15 protein-coding genes and 1 pseudogene are annotated in these 17,944 nt (G+C 63.7%); 12 read left to right on the top strand and 4 right to left on the bottom strand.

Features of this window, described 5'->3' with window-relative positions; translation table 11 throughout:
- The first annotated feature begins 528 nt into the window (after positions 1 to 528).
- Positions 529 to 1,362 carry an alpha/beta hydrolase family protein gene (locus tag NY08_RS22030; RefSeq protein ID WP_045198800.1) on the top strand — a complete coding sequence of 278 codons (834 nt, stop codon included), beginning with the start codon at positions 529 to 531 and terminating at the stop codon, positions 1,360 to 1,362.
- Positions 1,363 to 1,559: 197 nt separating this feature from the next.
- Positions 1,560 to 2,559: pseudogene (locus NY08_RS22035) on the top strand (alpha/beta hydrolase).
- A 3-nt stretch (positions 2,560 to 2,562) separates the two neighbouring features.
- Here the strand turns inward: NY08_RS22035 and NY08_RS22040 are convergent.
- Positions 2,563 to 4,596 carry a prolyl oligopeptidase family serine peptidase gene (locus tag NY08_RS22040; protein WP_045198802.1) on the bottom strand — a complete coding sequence of 678 codons (2,034 nt, stop codon included), beginning with the start codon at positions 4,594 to 4,596 and terminating at the stop codon, positions 2,563 to 2,565.
- Between the two features lie 139 nt (positions 4,597 to 4,735).
- On the opposite strand from NY08_RS22040, the gene lpdA reads away from it, so the two are divergent.
- Positions 4,736 to 6,151 (top strand): dihydrolipoyl dehydrogenase, encoded by a 1,416-nt coding sequence (gene lpdA / locus NY08_RS22045; protein ID WP_032393809.1) that lies wholly within the window; start codon positions 4,736 to 4,738, stop codon positions 6,149 to 6,151.
- A 77-nt stretch (positions 6,152 to 6,228) separates the two neighbouring features.
- Here the strand turns inward: lpdA and NY08_RS22050 are convergent, their stop codons facing one another.
- The gene (locus NY08_RS22050; RefSeq protein WP_045198804.1) at positions 6,229 to 7,278 is read right to left on the bottom strand and encodes a M48 family metallopeptidase; all 1,050 of its coding nucleotides are present in this window, start codon (positions 7,276 to 7,278) and stop codon (positions 6,229 to 6,231) included.
- Positions 7,279 to 7,511: 233 nt separating this feature from the next.
- On the opposite strand from NY08_RS22050, the gene NY08_RS22055 reads away from it, so the two are divergent.
- The 9 genes from NY08_RS22055 to NY08_RS22095 all read left to right on the top strand — a co-directional run bounded on the left by NY08_RS22055 (position 7,512) and on the right by NY08_RS22095 (position 15,934).
- Complete coding sequence (locus tag NY08_RS22055; protein WP_082073912.1) at positions 7,512 to 8,354, top strand: MlaE family ABC transporter permease; 843 nt, start codon at positions 7,512 to 7,514, stop codon at positions 8,352 to 8,354.
- Positions 8,355 to 8,448: 94 nt separating this feature from the next.
- A complete protein-coding gene (locus NY08_RS22060) occupies positions 8,449 to 9,228 on the top strand; it encodes an ABC transporter permease (RefSeq protein ID WP_094629802.1) in 780 nt (259 codons plus the stop codon).
- Positions 9,229 to 9,230: 2 nt separating this feature from the next.
- A complete protein-coding gene (locus tag NY08_RS22065) occupies positions 9,231 to 10,268 on the top strand; it encodes an MlaD family protein (RefSeq protein ID WP_045198807.1) in 1,038 nt (345 codons plus the stop codon).
- Positions 10,265 to 11,272, top strand: a complete 1,008-nt coding sequence (locus NY08_RS22070; protein ID WP_032393813.1) for an MlaD family protein — start codon at positions 10,265 to 10,267, stop codon at positions 11,270 to 11,272. Before NY08_RS22065 ends, NY08_RS22070 begins: the two co-directional genes overlap by 4 nt.
- Positions 11,269 to 12,279, top strand: coding sequence for an MlaD family protein (locus tag NY08_RS22075; protein ID WP_045200954.1), 1,011 nt, complete (start codon positions 11,269 to 11,271; stop codon positions 12,277 to 12,279). The genes NY08_RS22070 and NY08_RS22075 overlap by 4 nt, the downstream gene beginning before the upstream one ends.
- A complete protein-coding gene (locus tag NY08_RS22080) occupies positions 12,279 to 13,388 on the top strand; it encodes an MCE family protein (RefSeq protein WP_141214788.1) in 1,110 nt (369 codons plus the stop codon). Before NY08_RS22075 ends, NY08_RS22080 begins: the two co-directional genes overlap by 1 nt.
- Positions 13,379 to 14,422 (top strand): MlaD family protein, encoded by a 1,044-nt coding sequence (locus NY08_RS22085; protein WP_045198809.1) that lies wholly within the window; start codon positions 13,379 to 13,381, stop codon positions 14,420 to 14,422. The genes NY08_RS22080 and NY08_RS22085 overlap by 10 nt, the downstream gene beginning before the upstream one ends.
- Positions 14,419 to 15,363 (top strand): MlaD family protein, encoded by a 945-nt coding sequence (locus tag NY08_RS22090; protein WP_045198811.1) that lies wholly within the window; start codon positions 14,419 to 14,421, stop codon positions 15,361 to 15,363. Before NY08_RS22085 ends, NY08_RS22090 begins: the two co-directional genes overlap by 4 nt.
- A gap of 55 nt (positions 15,364 to 15,418) precedes the next feature.
- Entirely contained in the window at positions 15,419 to 15,934 is a 516-nt protein-coding gene (locus NY08_RS22095) for a hypothetical protein (RefSeq protein ID WP_141214787.1), read from the top strand.
- Between the two features lie 7 nt (positions 15,935 to 15,941).
- On the opposite strand, the gene NY08_RS25690 is transcribed toward NY08_RS22095, so the two are convergent.
- Positions 15,942 to 17,048 carry a DUF4873 domain-containing protein gene (locus NY08_RS25690; RefSeq protein ID WP_158462607.1) on the bottom strand — a complete coding sequence of 369 codons (1,107 nt, stop codon included), beginning with the start codon at positions 17,046 to 17,048 and terminating at the stop codon, positions 15,942 to 15,944.
- The gene (locus NY08_RS22105; RefSeq protein WP_045198814.1) at positions 17,045 to 17,830 is read right to left on the bottom strand and encodes a TetR/AcrR family transcriptional regulator; all 786 of its coding nucleotides are present in this window, start codon (positions 17,828 to 17,830) and stop codon (positions 17,045 to 17,047) included. The genes NY08_RS25690 and NY08_RS22105 overlap by 4 nt, the downstream gene beginning before the upstream one ends.
- Positions 17,831 to 17,944 lie beyond the last annotated feature (114 nt).

A 17,944-nucleotide genomic window follows, 5' to 3' on the forward strand; every position in this document is an offset into this window, starting at 1 on the left:
TCCGTCACAGGCGATCTGCACACCCCCCTCGAAGAAGGAGTATTTCGCATGTCCGCTGAACTCGGTGACCTCCTCGCAATTTTCCTCCAGCTCTTCTCGGGAATCAGCTCCTCCTCGGACTGACCGACCGCCGCGCCGTTGGGCCTGCGGCCCAACGGCTGCACGGATCTCTACGTCCGATGAACTCGTGACGGTTCGCGATGCTGTCCAGGCATCGAATCCCCCTCTCTCGAAGGAGTTTTCATGGAGTTGCTCGCAATCCTGCTGCAGTTGCTCGCTCTCGGTAGCTCGGAAGGTAGCGGCTCGGCCGTCGAAATCCCCGGCCTGCCCTCCTGACTCATGACTTCCTGATTCACGGCTTCGAGCCGGGTCCGCATCGTCGGGCCCGGCTCTCGTCGTTCGACGTGCATTCGTTGGAGATGTCATTCGTTCGACCGAAAAGATCTGCACCACTCGATGATTGGCCGGCGATCCGGTGAACACGAGCCCTGGGGGGAGGCATGGGTGCACCCGTCATAGGGTGAGCCGATGCAGACGGTTCCGATTCAGATGCCCGACGGTTCGACCGTGCCGGTGTCACTGTTCCCCGGTGAGGGCCGTGACGATGCACCCGTGATCGTCGTTCTTCCCGGCCTCGGCATTCCCGGTGGCTACTACCGGCTGTTCGCCGAGGCTCTCGTCGCGCGCGGTTTCCATGCTGCGATCGGCGACCTCCGGGGTCAGGGGGACAGCGTGCCGAAGCCGAGTTCGGCGAGTCGCTACGGCTACCAGGAACTGGTTTCGGTCGACTTCCCGGCGATATTCGAGGTGGTTCGCGAGCAGTTCCCGGAAGCGACGCCGTTCCTGCTCGGCCACAGCATGGGCGGCCAGCTCGGTGCGATGTACGCCGCCCGCATCAGGGGCAGGCTCGGCGGACTGATCCTGGTGGCGTCGGGTTCGCCCTACCACCGCGGATTCGGCACCACCCGCGGCGTCCCGCTCTACGTGGGTGCCGCAGCGATGGCGATCACCAGCAGCATCGCCGGGTTCTGGCCGGGAGATCGGATCGGTATCGGCGGCTTCGGCCGTCAGTCGAGGGTTCTGATCGACGACTGGTCCCGGTTCGCGCGGAACGGGACAATCGAACCGACGGGAGCGGACATGGACTACGAGGAACGGATGGGCCGTCTGACGCTTCCCGTGCTCGCAGTCACCATCGAAGGTGACGACCTCGCACCCCGTGGCTCGATGGACAACCTCGTACGCAAGCTTGCCCGTGCCGAAGTCACCTCGGTGCACGTCGACGAGCCACTCGGACACAACGGGTGGATCCGTAGCCCCACGGCGGTCGCCGACCTCGTGGCGGAGTGGATGCATCGCTGACGGGTTCGGATCCGAACTGGGTAATGCACAGGTTTTCGTACGTTTGCACATGCTACTGGTTCGTTTTGGTGTACAAAGTTTTTGAACCAACAATTGTGTGAACGACGATAGCGAGCACGACTATGAGCGGCCTGGGGGATTCTGTTCGTCGAATAGGTGGTGGGGAGCAGTTTCTCCGATCGAGGGCGCTGCGCAGAGTGGTCGTCGTATGCGTGGTGGCCTGCGCCGCGGCGGTGGCGCACCCGCTCGCCTCCGCGACCCCGGCCGAGGAGACGTCCGGTCCGACGGAGTCGTACGTGGTGCGCACCGAGGTGACCGACGACGCCGCCATGACGGCATTCGTTCACTCGGCCGCGATGGACCGGACGATCCCACTGAAGATTCTGCGATCTCCCGATCGGACGGCTCCGAGCCCCACGCTGTACCTGCTCAACGGCGCGGGCGGCGGACTCGACGGAATGGACTGGTACACCCAGACCGACCGATGTCGTGTCGTTCTTCGCCGACAAGAACGTCAATGTGGTGACTCCGGTCGGAGGGGCCTACTCCTACTACACGGACTGGCAGCAGGACGATCCGAGGCTCGGGCGCAACAAGTGGGAGACCTTCCTGACCGCCGAACTCCCACCGCTCGTCGACGATCTGCTCGATACCAACGGCCGCAACGCAATTGCCGGTATCTCGATGGCCGCGACCTCGGTCCTGAACCTGGCCGCTCACCACCAGGGGCTCTACCGTGCCGTCGGTTCCTACAGTGGATGCGCGTCGACCACCGACGCGTTGGGCCGGGCATACGTCAAGACGGTCGTGTCCATGGCGCTCGGCGCGAACGTCACGAACATGTGGGGGCCGGACGATCATCAGGACTGGGTACGCAACGATGCGGTGATCAATGCCGAAAAGTTGCGTGGCACAGCGCTGTACATCTCGAACGGCAGCGGGTTGGCGGGGGCGTCGGACACCCTCGACGGTACGAACCCCAACGGAACCGGCTTCGTGTTGCTCAACCAGATGGTCGTGGGCGGTGCTATCGAGGTGGCAACCGGAGACTGCACTCGCAGGCTGAAGACGGCCCTCGAGCAACTCGACATCCCGGCCCACTTCGAGTTGCGTGACCGCGGCACCCACTCGTGGGGTTACTGGCAGAACGATCTGCACGATTCCTGGCCGATGTTCGAGGACGCTCTCGCTGCCTGACCGTCAGCTACGAGCGAGGTGTCGCCACAGAAACTCGTAGGTCAACGCGGTCTTGAACGCCAACTGCGCGTTGTCCGACGCCCCGCCGTGCCCACCTTCGATGTTCTCGTAGTAGCTGACGTCGTGGCGGAGTTCGGCCAATCGAGCCGCCATCTTGCGTGCATGTCCGGGATGGACGCGATCGTCGCGGGTCGACGTGGCGATCAGAATCGGCGGATACCGACGTTCGGATGCGGCGACGACGTTCTGGTAGGGGGAGTACTGCGAGATGAACTCCCACTCGTCCGCGTCGTCGGGGTTGCCGTACTCGGCCACCCAGGACGCCCCCGCGAGCAACAGGTGGTACCGCTTCATGTCCAGCAGCGGGACCTGACATACCAACGCGCCGAACAGTTCCGGGTACTTCGTCACCATGATGCCCATCAACAGACCGCCGTTGCTCCCGCCTTGCGCGGCCAACTGCTCGGTGGTGGTGATGCCGCGGGTGACGAGGTCGCGCGCGACGGCGGCGAAGTCCTCGTGCACCAGATGGCGTCCGGCGCGCAGGACCTGGGTGTGCCAGGACGGCCCGTACTCTCCGCCGCCGCGGATGTTCGCGACGACGTAGGTGCCGCCACGTTCGAGCCACGCCCGTCCGGTCGCACCGCTGTAGCCGGGCGTCATCGAGATCTCGAAGCCGCCGTAACCGTAGAGCAGTGTCGGTCCGGGACCGGAATCGGCGCGTCGGACGACGAAGTAGGGGATGTCGGTACCGTCGTCGGACCGTGCGAAGAACTGTTCCACCGTCAGGCCGTCGGCGTCGAAGAACGCCGGAGCCTGCTTGAGAACTTCGAGTTCACCGCCCACGGTGCCCACCAGCAATGTCGCCGGAGTGAGATAGCCGGACGAGGAGAGGAAGAACTCGTCACCGTTCTCCTCGGCGTCGGTTCCGATGATCTCGGTGGAGGTCAGATCCGACAACCCGTCGATCGTGCCGGTTGCCCACTCCTTCTCGCCGGGGGTGAGGACGTGCAACTGCGTCCGTACGTCCTGCAAGGTCACCAGCAGCAGGTGATTCTCGGTCCAGGCGTACTGGTGCAGGGAGGTGTGCGCATCGGGAGCGAAGAGAACGGTGAGAGCGATCGTGCCGGAGACGAACTCGTCGAAATCCGCAGCGAGCAGTGCGCCGGCCGGATAGGTTTCGTCGCCCACCGTCCACGGCGTCATCGTGCGAACCAGCAACCAGTTCTCGTGCACCGAGGTCGACGCGTCGGTGGGCGTCGGGATCCGGGTCAACGTGGACCCGTCGAGCACGTAGGTCTCGGAGTTGTAGAAGTCGGTGGCGCGCTGGACGAAGTCGCGTTCGAAGCCGGGGGTGCGATCGTGCCAGGCGGAGATCGAGATGTCCTGTGCCGCACCCTCGTACACGGTCTCGGCCTCGTCGACCGAGGTACCGCGATGCCACCGCTTCGTGATGCGCGGATAGCCCGACTCGGTGAGCGAGCCCGGTCCGAAATCCGTTCCGACGAAGACGGTGTCAGCGTCGATCCACCCGATGTCCGTCTTTGCCTCGGGTAGGGCGAATCCGCCGTTCTCCGGGGCGCGGAAGGTGCGGGAGTCCAGATCGAACTCGCGGACCACCGTTGCATCGGCGCCGCCGCGAGAGAGCGTCACCAGAGCCAGCCGTTGATCGGGGCGCAGCACCTGAGCGCCACCCCACACCCAGTTCTCGTCCTCGCTCGCGGCCAGCGTATCGAGATCGAGCAGCACGTCCCACGCCGGATTCTCGGTTCGGTACTCGTCCATCGTGGTTCGACGCCACAGGCCGCGGACGTGTTCGGCGTCGCGCCAGAAGTTGTACAGAAATCGCCCGCGCCGACGGGCGTACGGAATGCGCGCGTCGGTGTCGAGAATTTCTCGGATGCTCGCCTCGGTGGCCTCGAACGCCGTCCCGCTCAGCGCCTCGACCGTCACCTCGTTCCTCTCGCGCACCCACGCGAGCGCAGCGTCGCCGGTGACGTCTTCGAGCCAGAGGTACGGGTCGTCCGAGATTGCCATTCCACAGTTCTAGCAGCACTCGGGCCGTCGGGGTGGTCGGCGCTCGCGTGGCTACCGGCTGGTAACGAAGACCAGGTCGAGACAGCGTCGGACGGCACGACTACGCTGGGGACTCGTGACCTCACACTATGACGTCCTCGTGACCTCACACTATGACGTCGTTGTCCTCGGAGCCGGTCCCGGTGGGTACGTCGCTGCTATCCGCGCGGCACAACTCGGACTCAGCACTGCCATCATCGAGAAGAAGTACTGGGGCGGTGTGTGCCTGAACGTCGGCTGCATCCCCTCGAAGGCCCTTCTCCGTAACGCCGAGCTGGCGCACCTCTTCACCAAAGAGGCCAAGCTGTTCGGCATCTCGGGTGAAGCCTCCTTCGACTTCGGCGCAGCCTTCGATCGGAGCCGCAAGGTTGCCGACGGCCGCGTCAAGGGCATCCACTTCCTGATGAAGAAGAACAAGATCCCCGAGTACGACGGCAAGGGCACGTTCACCGATGCCAACACCATCGAGGTCGAGCTGACCAAGGGTGGTACCGAGACGATCACGTTCGACAACGCGATCATCGCGACGGGCAGCACCACCAAGCTGCTTCCCGGCACGGAACTGAGCGAGAACGTCGTCACGTACGAAGAGCAGATCATGACGAAGGATCTGCCGGGTTCGATCCTCATCGTCGGTGCCGGCGCGATCGGCATGGAGTTCGGCTACGTCCTCAAGAACTACGGAGTCGACGTCACCATCGTCGAGTTCCTCGATCGCGCGCTCCCCAACGAGGACAAGGACGTCTCGAAGGAAATCGAGAAGCAGTACAAGAAGCTCGGCGTCAAGGTCATCACCGGCGCAGGCGTGCAGAGCATCGACGACGACGGCTCCAAGGTCACCGTCGCGATCAAGCACAACAAGTCCGGTGAGAGCGAGACCTTCACCGTCGACAAGGTGATGCAGTCCGTCGGCTTCGCGCCTCGCGTCGAAGGATTCGGCCTGGAGAAGACCGGCGTCGAGCTCACCGATCGCGGTGCCATCGGCATCACGAACACGATGCAGACCAATGTGCCGCACATCTACGCCATCGGCGACGTCACCGCCAAGCTGCAGCTCGCCCACGTGGCCGAGGCCCAGGCCGTCGTGGCTGCCGAAACCATCGGCGGCGCAGAGACATTGCCGATCGACGACTACCGCATGATGCCGCGTGCGACGTTCTGCCAGCCGCAGGTCGCCAGCTTCGGTCTCACCGAGGACCAGGCCCGCGAGGAGGCTCAGGCCCGCGGGTCCGACATCAAGGTTGCGAACTTCCCGTTCGCCGCCAACGGCAAGGCACACGGACTGGGCGACGCCACCGGCTTCGTCAAGCTCATCGCCGACACCGAGCACGGCGAACTGCTCGGCGGACACCTCATCGGACCGGACGTCTCCGAGCTGCTGCCCGAGCTGACCCTCGCCCAGAAATGGGACCTCACGGTCAACGAACTGGCACGCAACGTGCACACACACCCGACGCTGTCGGAGGCACTGCAGGAGGCCATCCACGGCCTCGCGGGGCACATGATCAACTTCTGATCCCAGCCGAACGACGACGAGGGCGGCGACCACTTCGGTGGTCGCCGCCCTCGTCGTTCTTGGGTCCTGCTCCGGCGCTACGACTTTCGCCAGTGATCGAAGCGTCCCTTGATGTCCGACGCCACGTCGCCGATTCCGTTGCCGACGGCGTCGACGGCTCCGGTGAAGCCACTTCCGATGTCTCGCACCGTCTTGATCAGCGGGTCCTCGGAGGTGTCGAAGTTGTTCTTGTACGTGCGCGCTGCGTTACGGAACTCCTCCGAGACCTTGGCCTCGTGGTCGGTGGACCTGCGTGGGTAGTCGCCGCGAAGTACGGCCGCGTACTCGCCGTCGTCGACCCACTTCTTCAACTCTGCGGCGCGGAGCACCGAGAACGGGTGCGAGAGGAGTTCGAGATTGAGCAGCTTGAGTACGCCGTCGCGCAGATCTCCGCTGGCCTCGTACTCGGCGGCCTGAGCGAGGAAGGCATCGACGTCGATTTCGCTGATGCGTGCGCCGCCGGCCAGCTTCAATTGCAAGCGGATCGCGGTGTGCACGTCCTGTCCGCACAGCAAACCTGCTCTGTCACCGGATAGTTCGGACTTTCGCTGCCATTCCATCAATCCTGCGATGACCGCGCGTAGGGCCCAGCCGCCCACCGGAACCCAGCCGACCGTGCCGGCGAGCCGCATCAGATGCATGAGCACGGTGCGATACACCGCGTGCCCGGACAGCGCGTGGCCCAGCTCGTGACCGACGACGAAACGCTGCTCCTCGTAGGTCATGATGTCGAGCATGCCCGTGGTCAGCACGATGAACGGGCGGTCCATTCCGATGGTGAACGCATTGACCATCGGTGACTGCACGACGAACAACTCGGGTGTCTCCTCGGCACCGAGAATGTTCACGCAGTCGGTGCGCAGGTCGTTCAGGTCCTTGAACTGGCGCTCGTCGACGCGTACCGCTGTGGCGAGGTACATCAGGCGATGCTGCCGTTCGCGTAGCAGCCCGGACAGCGTGCGCAGAACGGTGTCGAAACCTTTGAGGGTGCGCAGGGTGACCAGCGCAGCTCGATCCGACGGGTGTTCCCACGTGCGAGAGGAGATGTCGGGGAATTCGATGCGGGTGCGATCCGGAGCGCTTGTCAATCTTTTCTCCCAGCGTCGATGAGAATCCAAAGTATCAGTAAAGCGGGGCGAACGGTCCGTACTGGAGGCGAGCGACGCCCGTACGACGCTGCGCGCACCCGAGCGCTCGGTCGCAACGGAACCTCAGGCAGCCCGGCCGAAGTCTGTGATTTCTCATAGGTCGGTAAGTGAGGAAAACGTCACTTGGTCGACTGGCGGCTGGTACTTTTCGTTTTCGGCGCGGGGGAGTCGCCATGAACACGAGTTTGGGGGGTGGGGAATTGTCGTCGCCGGTATCGACGCTCGCACGCGTCAGCGACGGGGTTTCCGGTGGATTCAGGACTTTCGGTCAGACACTGGAGCTGGGCGTGCTGGCCTTCGTTCATCTCTTTCGCGACATCGTCACGCTTCGTCATCCGTGGCGTGACACCATCGATCAGGCCTGGTTCGTCGTGACTGTCACAGTGATTCCCGCGGTACTGGTGTCCATCCCGTTCGGCGTCATCGTCTCCGTCCAGGTCGGCAGTCTCACAGATCAGATCGGCGCGACATCCATCGCGGGAGCCGCAGGCGGTCTCGGAGTGATCCGCCAAGGTGCCCCCATCGTCGCAGCGTTGTTGTTGGGAGGTGCCGCGGGCGCGGCGGTTGCTGCCGATCTGGGTGCGCGCACCATTCGGGACGAGATCGATGCGCTCTCGACCATGGGAATCGACCCGGTGCGCAGGCTCGTGGCCCCGCGGCTGGCGGCCATCCTGCTGGTGGCGCCGTTTCTGTGCATTCTGATCATCTTCATGGGTCTGGCCGCCGGCTACGCGATCAACGTCGGCTTCCAGAGTGGCACGCCCGGCAGTTACATCAGCTCGTTCGCCTCCTTCGCCTCGGTGGCAGACCTCGTCGTCGCCTTGGTGAAGACCGAGATATTCGGGGTCATCGTCATCGTTGTTGCGTGCCACCGCGGTTTGTCCGCCTCGCACGGTCCGCGTGGGGTGGCCAACGCGGTCAATGCGTCGGTGGTACTGGGGGTGGTGTCGGCGTTCGCGGTCAACGTGGTGATCACCCAGCTGGTCGCCATGTTCATGCCGCAGAGATTGGGCTGACGTGGCCACTCCTTCTCGATACACAGTGCACGGCACCGCTCATCTGACCCGCGGTGCCAGATACCTCGGACGTAAGCCGTTCGAGGTACTCGAGATGCTGGGCCATCAGCTGACGTTCTGCGTCAAGGTGCTCGTGGCGATACCTCACACGGTTCGTGCCTACCGACGTCAGATGCTGCTGATCCTCAGTGACATCACCTGGGGCAGTGGACGACTGATCGTCGGTGGCGGAACGGTGTCGGTTCTCGTCGTCCTGGGTGTCGCGGTGGGTGCATCCGTGGGAATAGAAGGGTTCAATTCACTGGGCATGGTGGGGATGGAGCCGCTGACGGGCTTCATCTCCGCGTACGCCAGCACTCGTGAGCTCGCCCCGATGATCGCGGCCATCGGGTTCGCGACGCAAGCAGGATGTCGGATGACGGCCGAGATCGGCGCAATGCGGATCTCCGAGGAGATCGACGCCCTCGAAGCTCAGGGAATCCAGTCGATGCCGTTCGTGGTGACCACCCGGGTGATCGCGGGAATCGTCACGATCGTGCCGCTCTATCTGCTGACGCTGATCCTGAGCTACCTGTCGTGCGCGTTCGTGGTCCGGGTCGTCGGTGGACAGTCGTCCGGCACCTACGACCACTACTTCAGTGCCTTTCTGCAACCGATCGACGTGCTGTTCTCCCTGCTCAAGGCTGCTGTGTTCGTCGTGACGATCATTCTGATCCACGGCTACCAGGGGTACTACGCCTCGGGCGGTCCGGAAGGTGTGGGGCGAGCGTCGGGCCGCGCCATCAGAGCCAGCCTCGTCGCGGTGGTGGTGCTGGACATGATCATGACCTTGGTTCTGTGGGGATTCGACTCGGGGATAAGGATTTCGGGGTAGAGATGGCAGTGTTCGATGATCTGACCGGTCGATCGGCCGGTCCTGCAACCCTTCGCATGCGCGGACTGGCGGTTGCTGTCGCCGCTGCCGTTCTCGCCTGCGGCCTCACTGCGTACGCGCGGGGTACCTTCGAGTCGCCCTTCGAGCTCACGCTGGACGCGGCGTCGGTCGGCGACGGTCTCACCCCCGGCTCGGAGGTGAAGTTCCGGGGCCTGTCGATCGGCACGGTGGACCACATCGAGACCGTCGGCTTCGGCCATCAGAGGCTGGAACTGGAGATCGACCCGAGCCAGGCGGGCGAGCTGACCGACACCATGCAGGCCCAGTTCTCCTCGTCCAACGTATTCGGTTCCACTGCAATCGAATTGGTCTCCGACGGTACCGGCAATCCACTCGCCTCGAATTCGACCCTGGTAGTGTCGAGCGAACTGCGCGGTGCAACGGTGACCGGAGTGTTCCGGCGAGTCGCCGAACTGACCGAGGTACTCGACTCCGAACAAGTGCAGAACCTTCTCGATCTCATCGCGAACACGTCCGTCGAGGTGAGTCGAAACCTGAAGCCGTACTTCGATACTGCGCAAATGATGGCGAACAATCAGATCGATCCGCTCGCCTGGAAGCTGCACCGAGGGGCGGAACTCGGTGACGGTATCGCCAACTTGATTCCACCTCTTCTCGATCTGGTGGTGGGAGTGGTGGACAAGAGTGCGTACGTCGAAGCGCCCGCCGACAGGGCCAGGACCATCGCGGCCAACGACGGTCTGAGCGATCAGCTGATGGTTCCGGTGGGCGACCTGCTGAAGAAGAACAATCCGAACCTGACTCCGCTTCTGTCGACCGTGCTCGATCTGCTGGTGCCGATCACGGCATCGATCGGCACGTTCGCGCCCAGCTACAACAGGGTCCCGCAGGTGATCGACGGCATTTCCGACGCATTCCCCATCGTCGACGGCAAGCCGCAACTCCAGCTCGACCTGATAGTTCGGACCATGCCCAATCTGGCCGGAGCCGTTGCCGCGCACGAGGAGGCGAACGGGTGAAGAAGGTAACCGGACCTGTGCTCAAATTGCTCGTCTTCTTCACGGTGACCGCGGTGTGCGCCGTGATCATCGTGGCTGCACTCCGTACCCCGGTCGGTGGTCCGCTGTCGTCGTACGGCGCGGAGTTCGACGACGTATCGGGTCTGTACGTGGGCGACGATGTGCGCATGTCCGGGGTGCAGATCGGCAAGGTCTCCTCGGTCGACCTCGACGGAGGCATTGCGCGCGTCGGATTCGAAATCGAGGACAGGCGACCGATTTTCGCGAACACTCAGGCAGCTGTCCGCTACCAGAACCTTCTCGGCCAGCGTTACGTCGAGTTGATCCAGAAGGATGCGGCTACCGGTGCTCCCCTGGCGTCGGGTGAGACGATCCCGGTGGATCGCACGATTCCGTCGTTCGATATTTCCACGCTGTTCAACGGATTCAAACCGATCTTCGACACGCTCGACACCGCACAGCTCAATCAGTTCACCGAGAACATTCTGCGCATGGTGCAGGGCGACGGGTCCGGCCTGGGTCCGGTGCTCCGCGACGTGGATCGCATCACCCAGTTCGCGGTTCAACGGGAGTCGATCATCGGTCTGCTCATCGACAATCTCGGCCAGATCTCGGATTCGATCGGCGGCCAGTCCTCCTCCGTGGCCGACCTGCTCGAACAACTACACGGTCTGGTGTCCAAGCTCAGTACACAGATGGACGGGGTCTTGGCCTCGTTGGATCAGGCGAACTACGGGCTCACTCCGTTGGTCGGTTTGATGGAGGGACTGGAAAGCGCGTACGACAACAGTTATGCGCCGGTCGACGGAGCGCTGCGGCGAATGCTTCCGCAGACGGAGCAGGTGACCGAGATGCTCGCCCTTGCCCCCGCATTGTTGACCGGCCTCAACGCGAGTATTCCCGCGCCGGGTGCCAAGACCTACACGTGTAGTCAGGGCCAACAAGATATCCCGGGGATCGGGCAGATCGTGCTCGGCGGACAGAATTTGGTGGTGTGTCGATGAAACGCGTGCTGCGCCGGGGCGTTCGTGACGAGCAGTCGGAGAACAAGACACATTTCTTCTGGGGTGCAGTCGGTGTCGCCTTCTCCTTGGTACTCCTCCTCGTCGCGGCCGTTCTGTACACGGTTCCGTTCGGCGATCGCACCTACACCGCGGAGTTCGGCTCGGCCGCAGGGGTGAAGCCGGGTGACGAAATCAGGATCGCCGGAATTCCCGTCGGCTCCGTGCGCTCGGTCGAGCTCGCGGGCGATCACGTCGATGTCGAATTCAGTGTTCGATCGGACGTTTTCGTGGGGGACGCATCGACGCTGACGGTCAAGTTGCTCACGCCGATCGGTGGTCATTACGTGATGCTCAGCTCTCATGGCGACGGCGCGCTCGACTCGGCACCGATTCCGTCGGAGCGGGTCGCGCTTCCGTACGAGCTGTCCGACGCGATCCAGCAGGCAACTCCGTTGGTCCGCGATATCGACGGACCGACGTTGCGACAGACCGTGGCCGAACTGGACCGGGCAGTGAGTACGCAGCCGCAGTCGACCCGTGCCATCGTGGACAATCTGTCTTCGCTCACCGACGTCATCGCGACCCGCTCCGAACAGCTCGAACGTGGGCTCGTGGTGTCGGACGAGTACGTCGGCGCGTTGGCAGCCGATCGAGTGATGCTCGTGGAGCTGGTTCACGAACTCGGCACTTTGACAAAGGGATTCGGAGACAAGCGCGCAGAAGTGGTCAATGCCTTCGACCTGCTCGGGCGGATGTTCAAGCTCTTCCATCGGCCTGTGGTCGCATTCGAGAAGGGGCTCGAGCCGTCGATCGTCCAGCTCGAGGAGATCACACAGAAGCTCTTCGCGCAGTTGGGTGATTTCGACGGGGCGATCACGACCATGAAGCAGAGTACGGACGGTCTCGCCGCACTGATCGGGGGCGGTCAAGGTCCGGTGATCGATCAGTCGCAGGACACGGTCGTCGGTGTCGGTGTCTGCATTCCGCTGCCGGGGAAGGCGTGCTGATGAGGCGCAGAATCGTGAAGGTCGCTGTGGCAGCGGCTGTGGTGATCACTCTCGTCGGTTCCGTCGCGTCGGCTACCGCCGTCATCGATTCGGGGGCGAGCAGCTCGTCGGTGTGCGCCGAGTTCACCGATACGGTCGGGTTGTACGAGGGCAATTCGGTCATGATGTTGGGTGTGGTCGTCGGGACGGTGACGCACATCGAGAACACCGACGCCTCCGTGATGGTCACGATGGATGTCGACGACAGCCTGGTGTTGCCTGCGGAAGTCGGTGCCGTGACACTGTCGAGTTCGATCGTCACCGACCGGCACGTGGAATTCACCGAGCCGTACACCGGCGGAGCCGAATTCGATCGCGCGCAGTGCATTCCGTTGGAGCGCACCAGAACTCCGTTGGGAATCAGCGATACTCTCGATGCCGTATCGGGCCTCACTGCTGATCTGCTGGGCCCGGCCGACGCCGACGGCAAGCACGACGAAGTCCTGGGCGACACACTTCGTTCGGTCGACGGTTCGCTCCGTGGGTCCGGTGCCCAGCTGAACGAGAGCCTCCAGCAGTTGGCCCAGCTGGTCGGCGATCCGGCCGACCGAGACACCACCGTGCGACGCCTGATCGACAATCTCGACGGCCTGATCGACACGTTCGTGGTGAGCTGGCCCGAGGTGGCGAAGCTACTCGACAACCTGAAGCGGGGAATGATCACGCTGTCGGAGTTCACCCAGTCGTTCGGGACCACGGTCGCTTTGACCACCGAATTCATGCCGCCACTCGCGCGCAACGTCGCGAAGTACGACGACAAGGTCTACGCATTTCTCGACCAGGCGGCCCCTGTGGTCGACGTCCTGCTCGGGCGAGTGGGCGATATCAAGGACATTCTCGAGCAGGTGCCGACCGTCGGGCAGAACCTGATGACGATGTACGACAACGATTCCAAGAGCGGGCGCCTGATCTATCACCCGCCACAGTTCGAGATCGACACCAACTCGCCGAACGAGGTCTGCGCTCTGCTCAACAAGTACCGCCCGACGTGTTCGGCCGATCAGCAACGAGGCGATGTCATCGACGTCGGATTGGTGCAGCTGGTACTCGGTTCGGCGGGATGGCGATGAGGCGGGCGGTGATCGGCTTGTGCTGCGTCGCTCTGCTGTCGGCGTGCAGCGTCGACCCGGCCGAACTTCCGATTCCCGGCAGCTACGTGTCCGGTGAGAAATACTCGCTGAAGATCGAATTCGCCAGTGTGCTCAACCTTCCCGAGAAGGCGAAGGTCATCGTCGAGGGCGTGGACGCCGGTGTTCTGGACACCGTGGATTTGGTCGGTTCCACCGCAGTGGCGACCGTCGATCTGTCGGCCGATGTTCAGCTGCCGACCGATACCGTCGCCGAGCTTCGACAGTCGTCGATCCTGGGCGAGATCTACATCTCGCTGCAACCGCCGTCCGACGCGAACGCGAGTGCGGGTTCGGGTTCGAGTTCGAGCGGGCCTTATCTTCGCGACGGTGACGTCATTCCCGTGGAGCGGACGGTACCGGCAGACAACGTCGAGGACGTGCTGCGAGGATTGTCGAACATCGTGACCGGCGGTCACTATGTGGAACTGCAGGAGGCGGTGAACAACGTCAATGCGGCCATTCCTCCGGATCCGGCCCAGGTCGACAAGATCAATTCCGCCGCTCGGGCTGCGCTGACCGACATCGGCGACAACACCGGCGAGATCGATCGGATTCTCGCGGCGGCGGAGAGTGTGTCGAATACCGTTGTGACGCAACGTGACGGCGTCGAGCGTGTTCTCGAGCTGGGCCCGAGACGATCGGACGGGTTGTCCGAGGTCCTGTTCAGCGTCGTACACATGATCTTCATGCTGGGATACATGTCGCAGAACGTCGGTGACGTTCTCGCCGGCCCGTATCCGGAACTCAGAGGTGCCGTCGACATCATCGCGCCTGCATTGATCACGATTTCGAATGCCGACACCACGGTGCCCATGAACATGGAGAAAGCGAACACCCTCTTGCGCGAGCGCCTCATCCCGTACTTCGAGTCCACTCCGAACATTGCGGTGCGGTCGGTGTCGACCGATCAGGGGGCCGGCGCATTGGCCGACGACATGATCGGGATCCTGCGCGGCATCGGTATCGTCCGATGAAGCGGGGCACACTCGTCTCCCTCGTGGCACTGACGGCCATGACCGTTGCGAGCATCGGGTACCTGGTCGTTGGCGTGCTCGACGTGAACCCGACCAGAACGATCGATCGTGTCGTGGTGCACATGGAATCCTCCGGCGGGCTGATGGATACCTCGCAGGTCACCTCGAGAGGCATCAAGGTGGGCCGGGTCGAGTCCATCGCGGTGGTGCCGGGCGGCCTCGACGTCACACTCGCGCTCGACGCCGCGAACCGGATCCCGGCCGACTCCGAGGTCGTGGTGGCGAACCTGTCCGCAGCAGGCGAGCAGTTCCTCGACCTTCGGCCTCGAAGCGTCGGAGGGCCGTATCTCACGGACGGAGATGTCCTCGGCAGCGAGCACGTACGCCCGTCGGTCACCGTCAGCGAGGCCCTCAGCCTGGGTGATTCGCTCGCCTCGCAACTCGATACGAATGCTTTGAGGGGTTTGACCGATACCGCGTCGGCAGCCGTCGAAGGCCGTGGTGCGGATATCGATCGTCTCGTGGAGGCATTCCGATTCCTCGCAGCGACGTTGCGGGACAAGAGCGGAGAGATTCGTCGCCTGTACGACAATGCGCAACAAGGTGGGCGCCTCGCCTACGGGTACGGTCCGGTGATGACCGACGCGGCACCGTGGGTCGGCGCGACGGGTTCGGGTGTGGCAAACCTGCTCGAGGGCTTCAACGACTACTCGTACGTCGGCGCGGACGTCTGGGACGATCCGCTGGGCAAGATCGGGCCGAAGATCGATCAGTACCTCACGCCGCTGTCGCCCGATCTCGAACTGATTGCGACACTGCTCAAGCCGTACACCGCACCGATCAAGCCGATGCGGATCGACGCAGGCTCGATCGTCGACGTGATGCAGACCGTCTTCCCTCCCGGCGGGCCGGCGAGGCTTTCCGTAGAAATTCCGAATTGATTGGAGTGACCCCCTCATGGTCGAAGTAGAAGAATCCCGGACCGAGGAGACACCGGTGTCCGCCGAGACCCCCCGGCGGCGCCGCATTCGGTGGTCCGTGGTCGCTGCCGCGGTACCGGGCATCGCGCTCGCGGCGGTGTTCGGAGTGCTGTGGCATTCCGCAGCAGGCGATCTGGCCGACGAGCGTGCGCACGATCAGGATCGACAGATGGCGTTGAACACCGCCACCGACTACACGGCGCGGTCGCTGACCTACGATTACCGCAACCTCGACGCGTTCTTCGACGGCGTCGACCAGGGCGCATCGCAGTCGCTGCAGGATCGCTACAGCGGTGTTCGTGAGGCCCTCACTGCCATCATGAACGAGTCCCAGGTGGTCGCCAACGGCGAGGTACTTTCTGCCGCAATCGATTCCGAGTCCGGAGGCGAGTACAAGGTGGCGGTGTTCGCGCAGCAGACCACGCAGAACGTGCAGCAACCGGACCCCGGCAAGGTGCCCAACCTCCTGCTCGTGACGGTCACCGAGCAGGACGGTCAGTGGATCGTCAGCGACTACGGCCCCAAGACCTGACCCGGGGTCAGGAAGCGTTCGTGGCGCTGACGAACTGGGCGAGCCCGCGCACCTCCTGTTCGATTTCGGTCATCCCACATGCCTCGAAGATCGACGTGAACTGTTCTTTCTCGAACATGCGGACCCCGATACGCCCCGACGCTGCACCCACCACCGACCGCACCGGAGCGGTCTCACGGCCGTAGCTCGTCATGATCGCGATTCGACCACCCGGCCGGAGCACCCGGACGAGTTCGTCGACCACGGTCAGCGGGTTCGGGATCAGGTACAGGGCGGCGAAGCAGCACACGGCGTCGAAGGCGTTGTCGGCGAACGGCAGTGACTGAGCATCACCGCGCATGTACGCGGCGTGGGGCCCGCGGTTGTCTCGAACGGCGCGGCGAATCATCTGCTCCGAGATGTCGAATCCGATGGCGATGCCGTCTCCGCTCAGGTGCTCCGACAGGTTCCTGGTGAAGTTTCCCGGTCCCGATGCCACGTCCAGCACCTTCATGTCGCCGGTCAGTCGCAGGTCCGAGGCGGCCTTGGCGCGTTCGGCGGACATGGACAGGCCACCGACCCCCATCATGGCGATACCGGCGGGACGCCAGAGCTTTTCGTAGATCGAGGCAACCAGGCTGTTGTTCATCGCCTTGCTCGCGGTGGTCGGTGACGGCGCAGGCGTACCGCCGAGCAGTTCCACGTAGCCCTCGGTCGTGTCCGCGCTCGCGCGGAATTCGGGTTCGAGCAGTGCGGCCGCTCTCGCGAGCGCTCGGTCCTCGGCCGATGGTGTGCTTGCGGCCGGTGTGTCGTCCCAGTCTTCCTCGGGTTCGAGCGGGTAGGGCGGATTTCCTTTGCCCTGCAGCCGGTATCGACCCCAGAAGTCCACGTCGTCCACCGTGACGGGTGCGGTACCGCTGTCGGTGCTCAGCAGGCCCTTGCGGCTACTGGCCGCGGCCTCCATGAATTCCTGGAGTCCTTCGTGTGGCCGGACGCGTCCGTACCAACGGAAGATGCCGTCGATGGGTTGGGAGTGCCCGCGCAGATCGATCCGGACGTCGAATTCGGCCGCCGGATCGTCGAAAGTCAATGTGGCAGGACCGCGGTAGTCGGGCTTGCCGGAGAGATCACTCACGGGTTTCCTCTTCCCTCCTCGCGTACGAACGCGACATGCATGGGTTGATCGGATTCGATGCGGACGCCGACGAGCGCACACGAGGATTCGACGATCCCCCGCACGATGGCTGCCAGATGGGCGGTGAAAGCTTCGATCGGTATGACGAGCTCGTGGTCGTCCGAACTGCCGAGCCACCAGTCCGTGGCGGTGGCCACCGCGCCGAATGCAGAATAGGAAACCATCTCGACCGTCGAATTGTCCACTGCTGGTCCGTGAATGGCGCCGGCGAGCATCTGAGCAACCGTGTCGGATGCGGCACGCGCAGAGGCCAGCGCTGGGTCCGTTGCGGACTCGGTCGTGGTCTGCCGGCCACTCGTGCGGGCCAGGAAGTGGCCGTGGACGAGAAATCGGAACAGGTTGGGATGTTCCGACACGACTGCCGCGTATCCGGCGGCGCTGCGATCGATGAGGTCGGTCACCGAATCCTCGAACAGGTTGACCGTGCCGACTATCCGATCCCACAGCATCTGTTGGACGTGCTCGACGATGGCCGAGTACAGATCGGACCGGTCGGCGAAGTGTCGATAGAGCTTGGGTTTGGCGGTACCGGCCGCTTTCGCGATATCGCCCATGCTGACGCTCGGGCCGTGCATGTCGATCGCGACCAGTGCCGCCGCGACGAACTTCCGTCGCACCTCGAGGCGGTGTTCGCGCCAGCGTTCGGTGCGAGCATCGATCTTCTTGCACGGGGTCGAGTGCCGCCCATCCTCGGGGTTGACACGTCCGGTGAGTTGAACCACACTCGACACAGTACCTACTACCGCCGGTACTGGCTACCGTGAGTTCGGGGTAGTCGGAGGGGCCGGGGGGCCGTCGATCACAAGGGGGATCGGTTGTGAAGCGTGCAATTGTCG

The organism is Rhodococcus sp. B7740 (assembly GCF_000954115.1).
GTDB lineage: Bacteria > Actinomycetota > Actinomycetes > Mycobacteriales > Mycobacteriaceae > Rhodococcoides.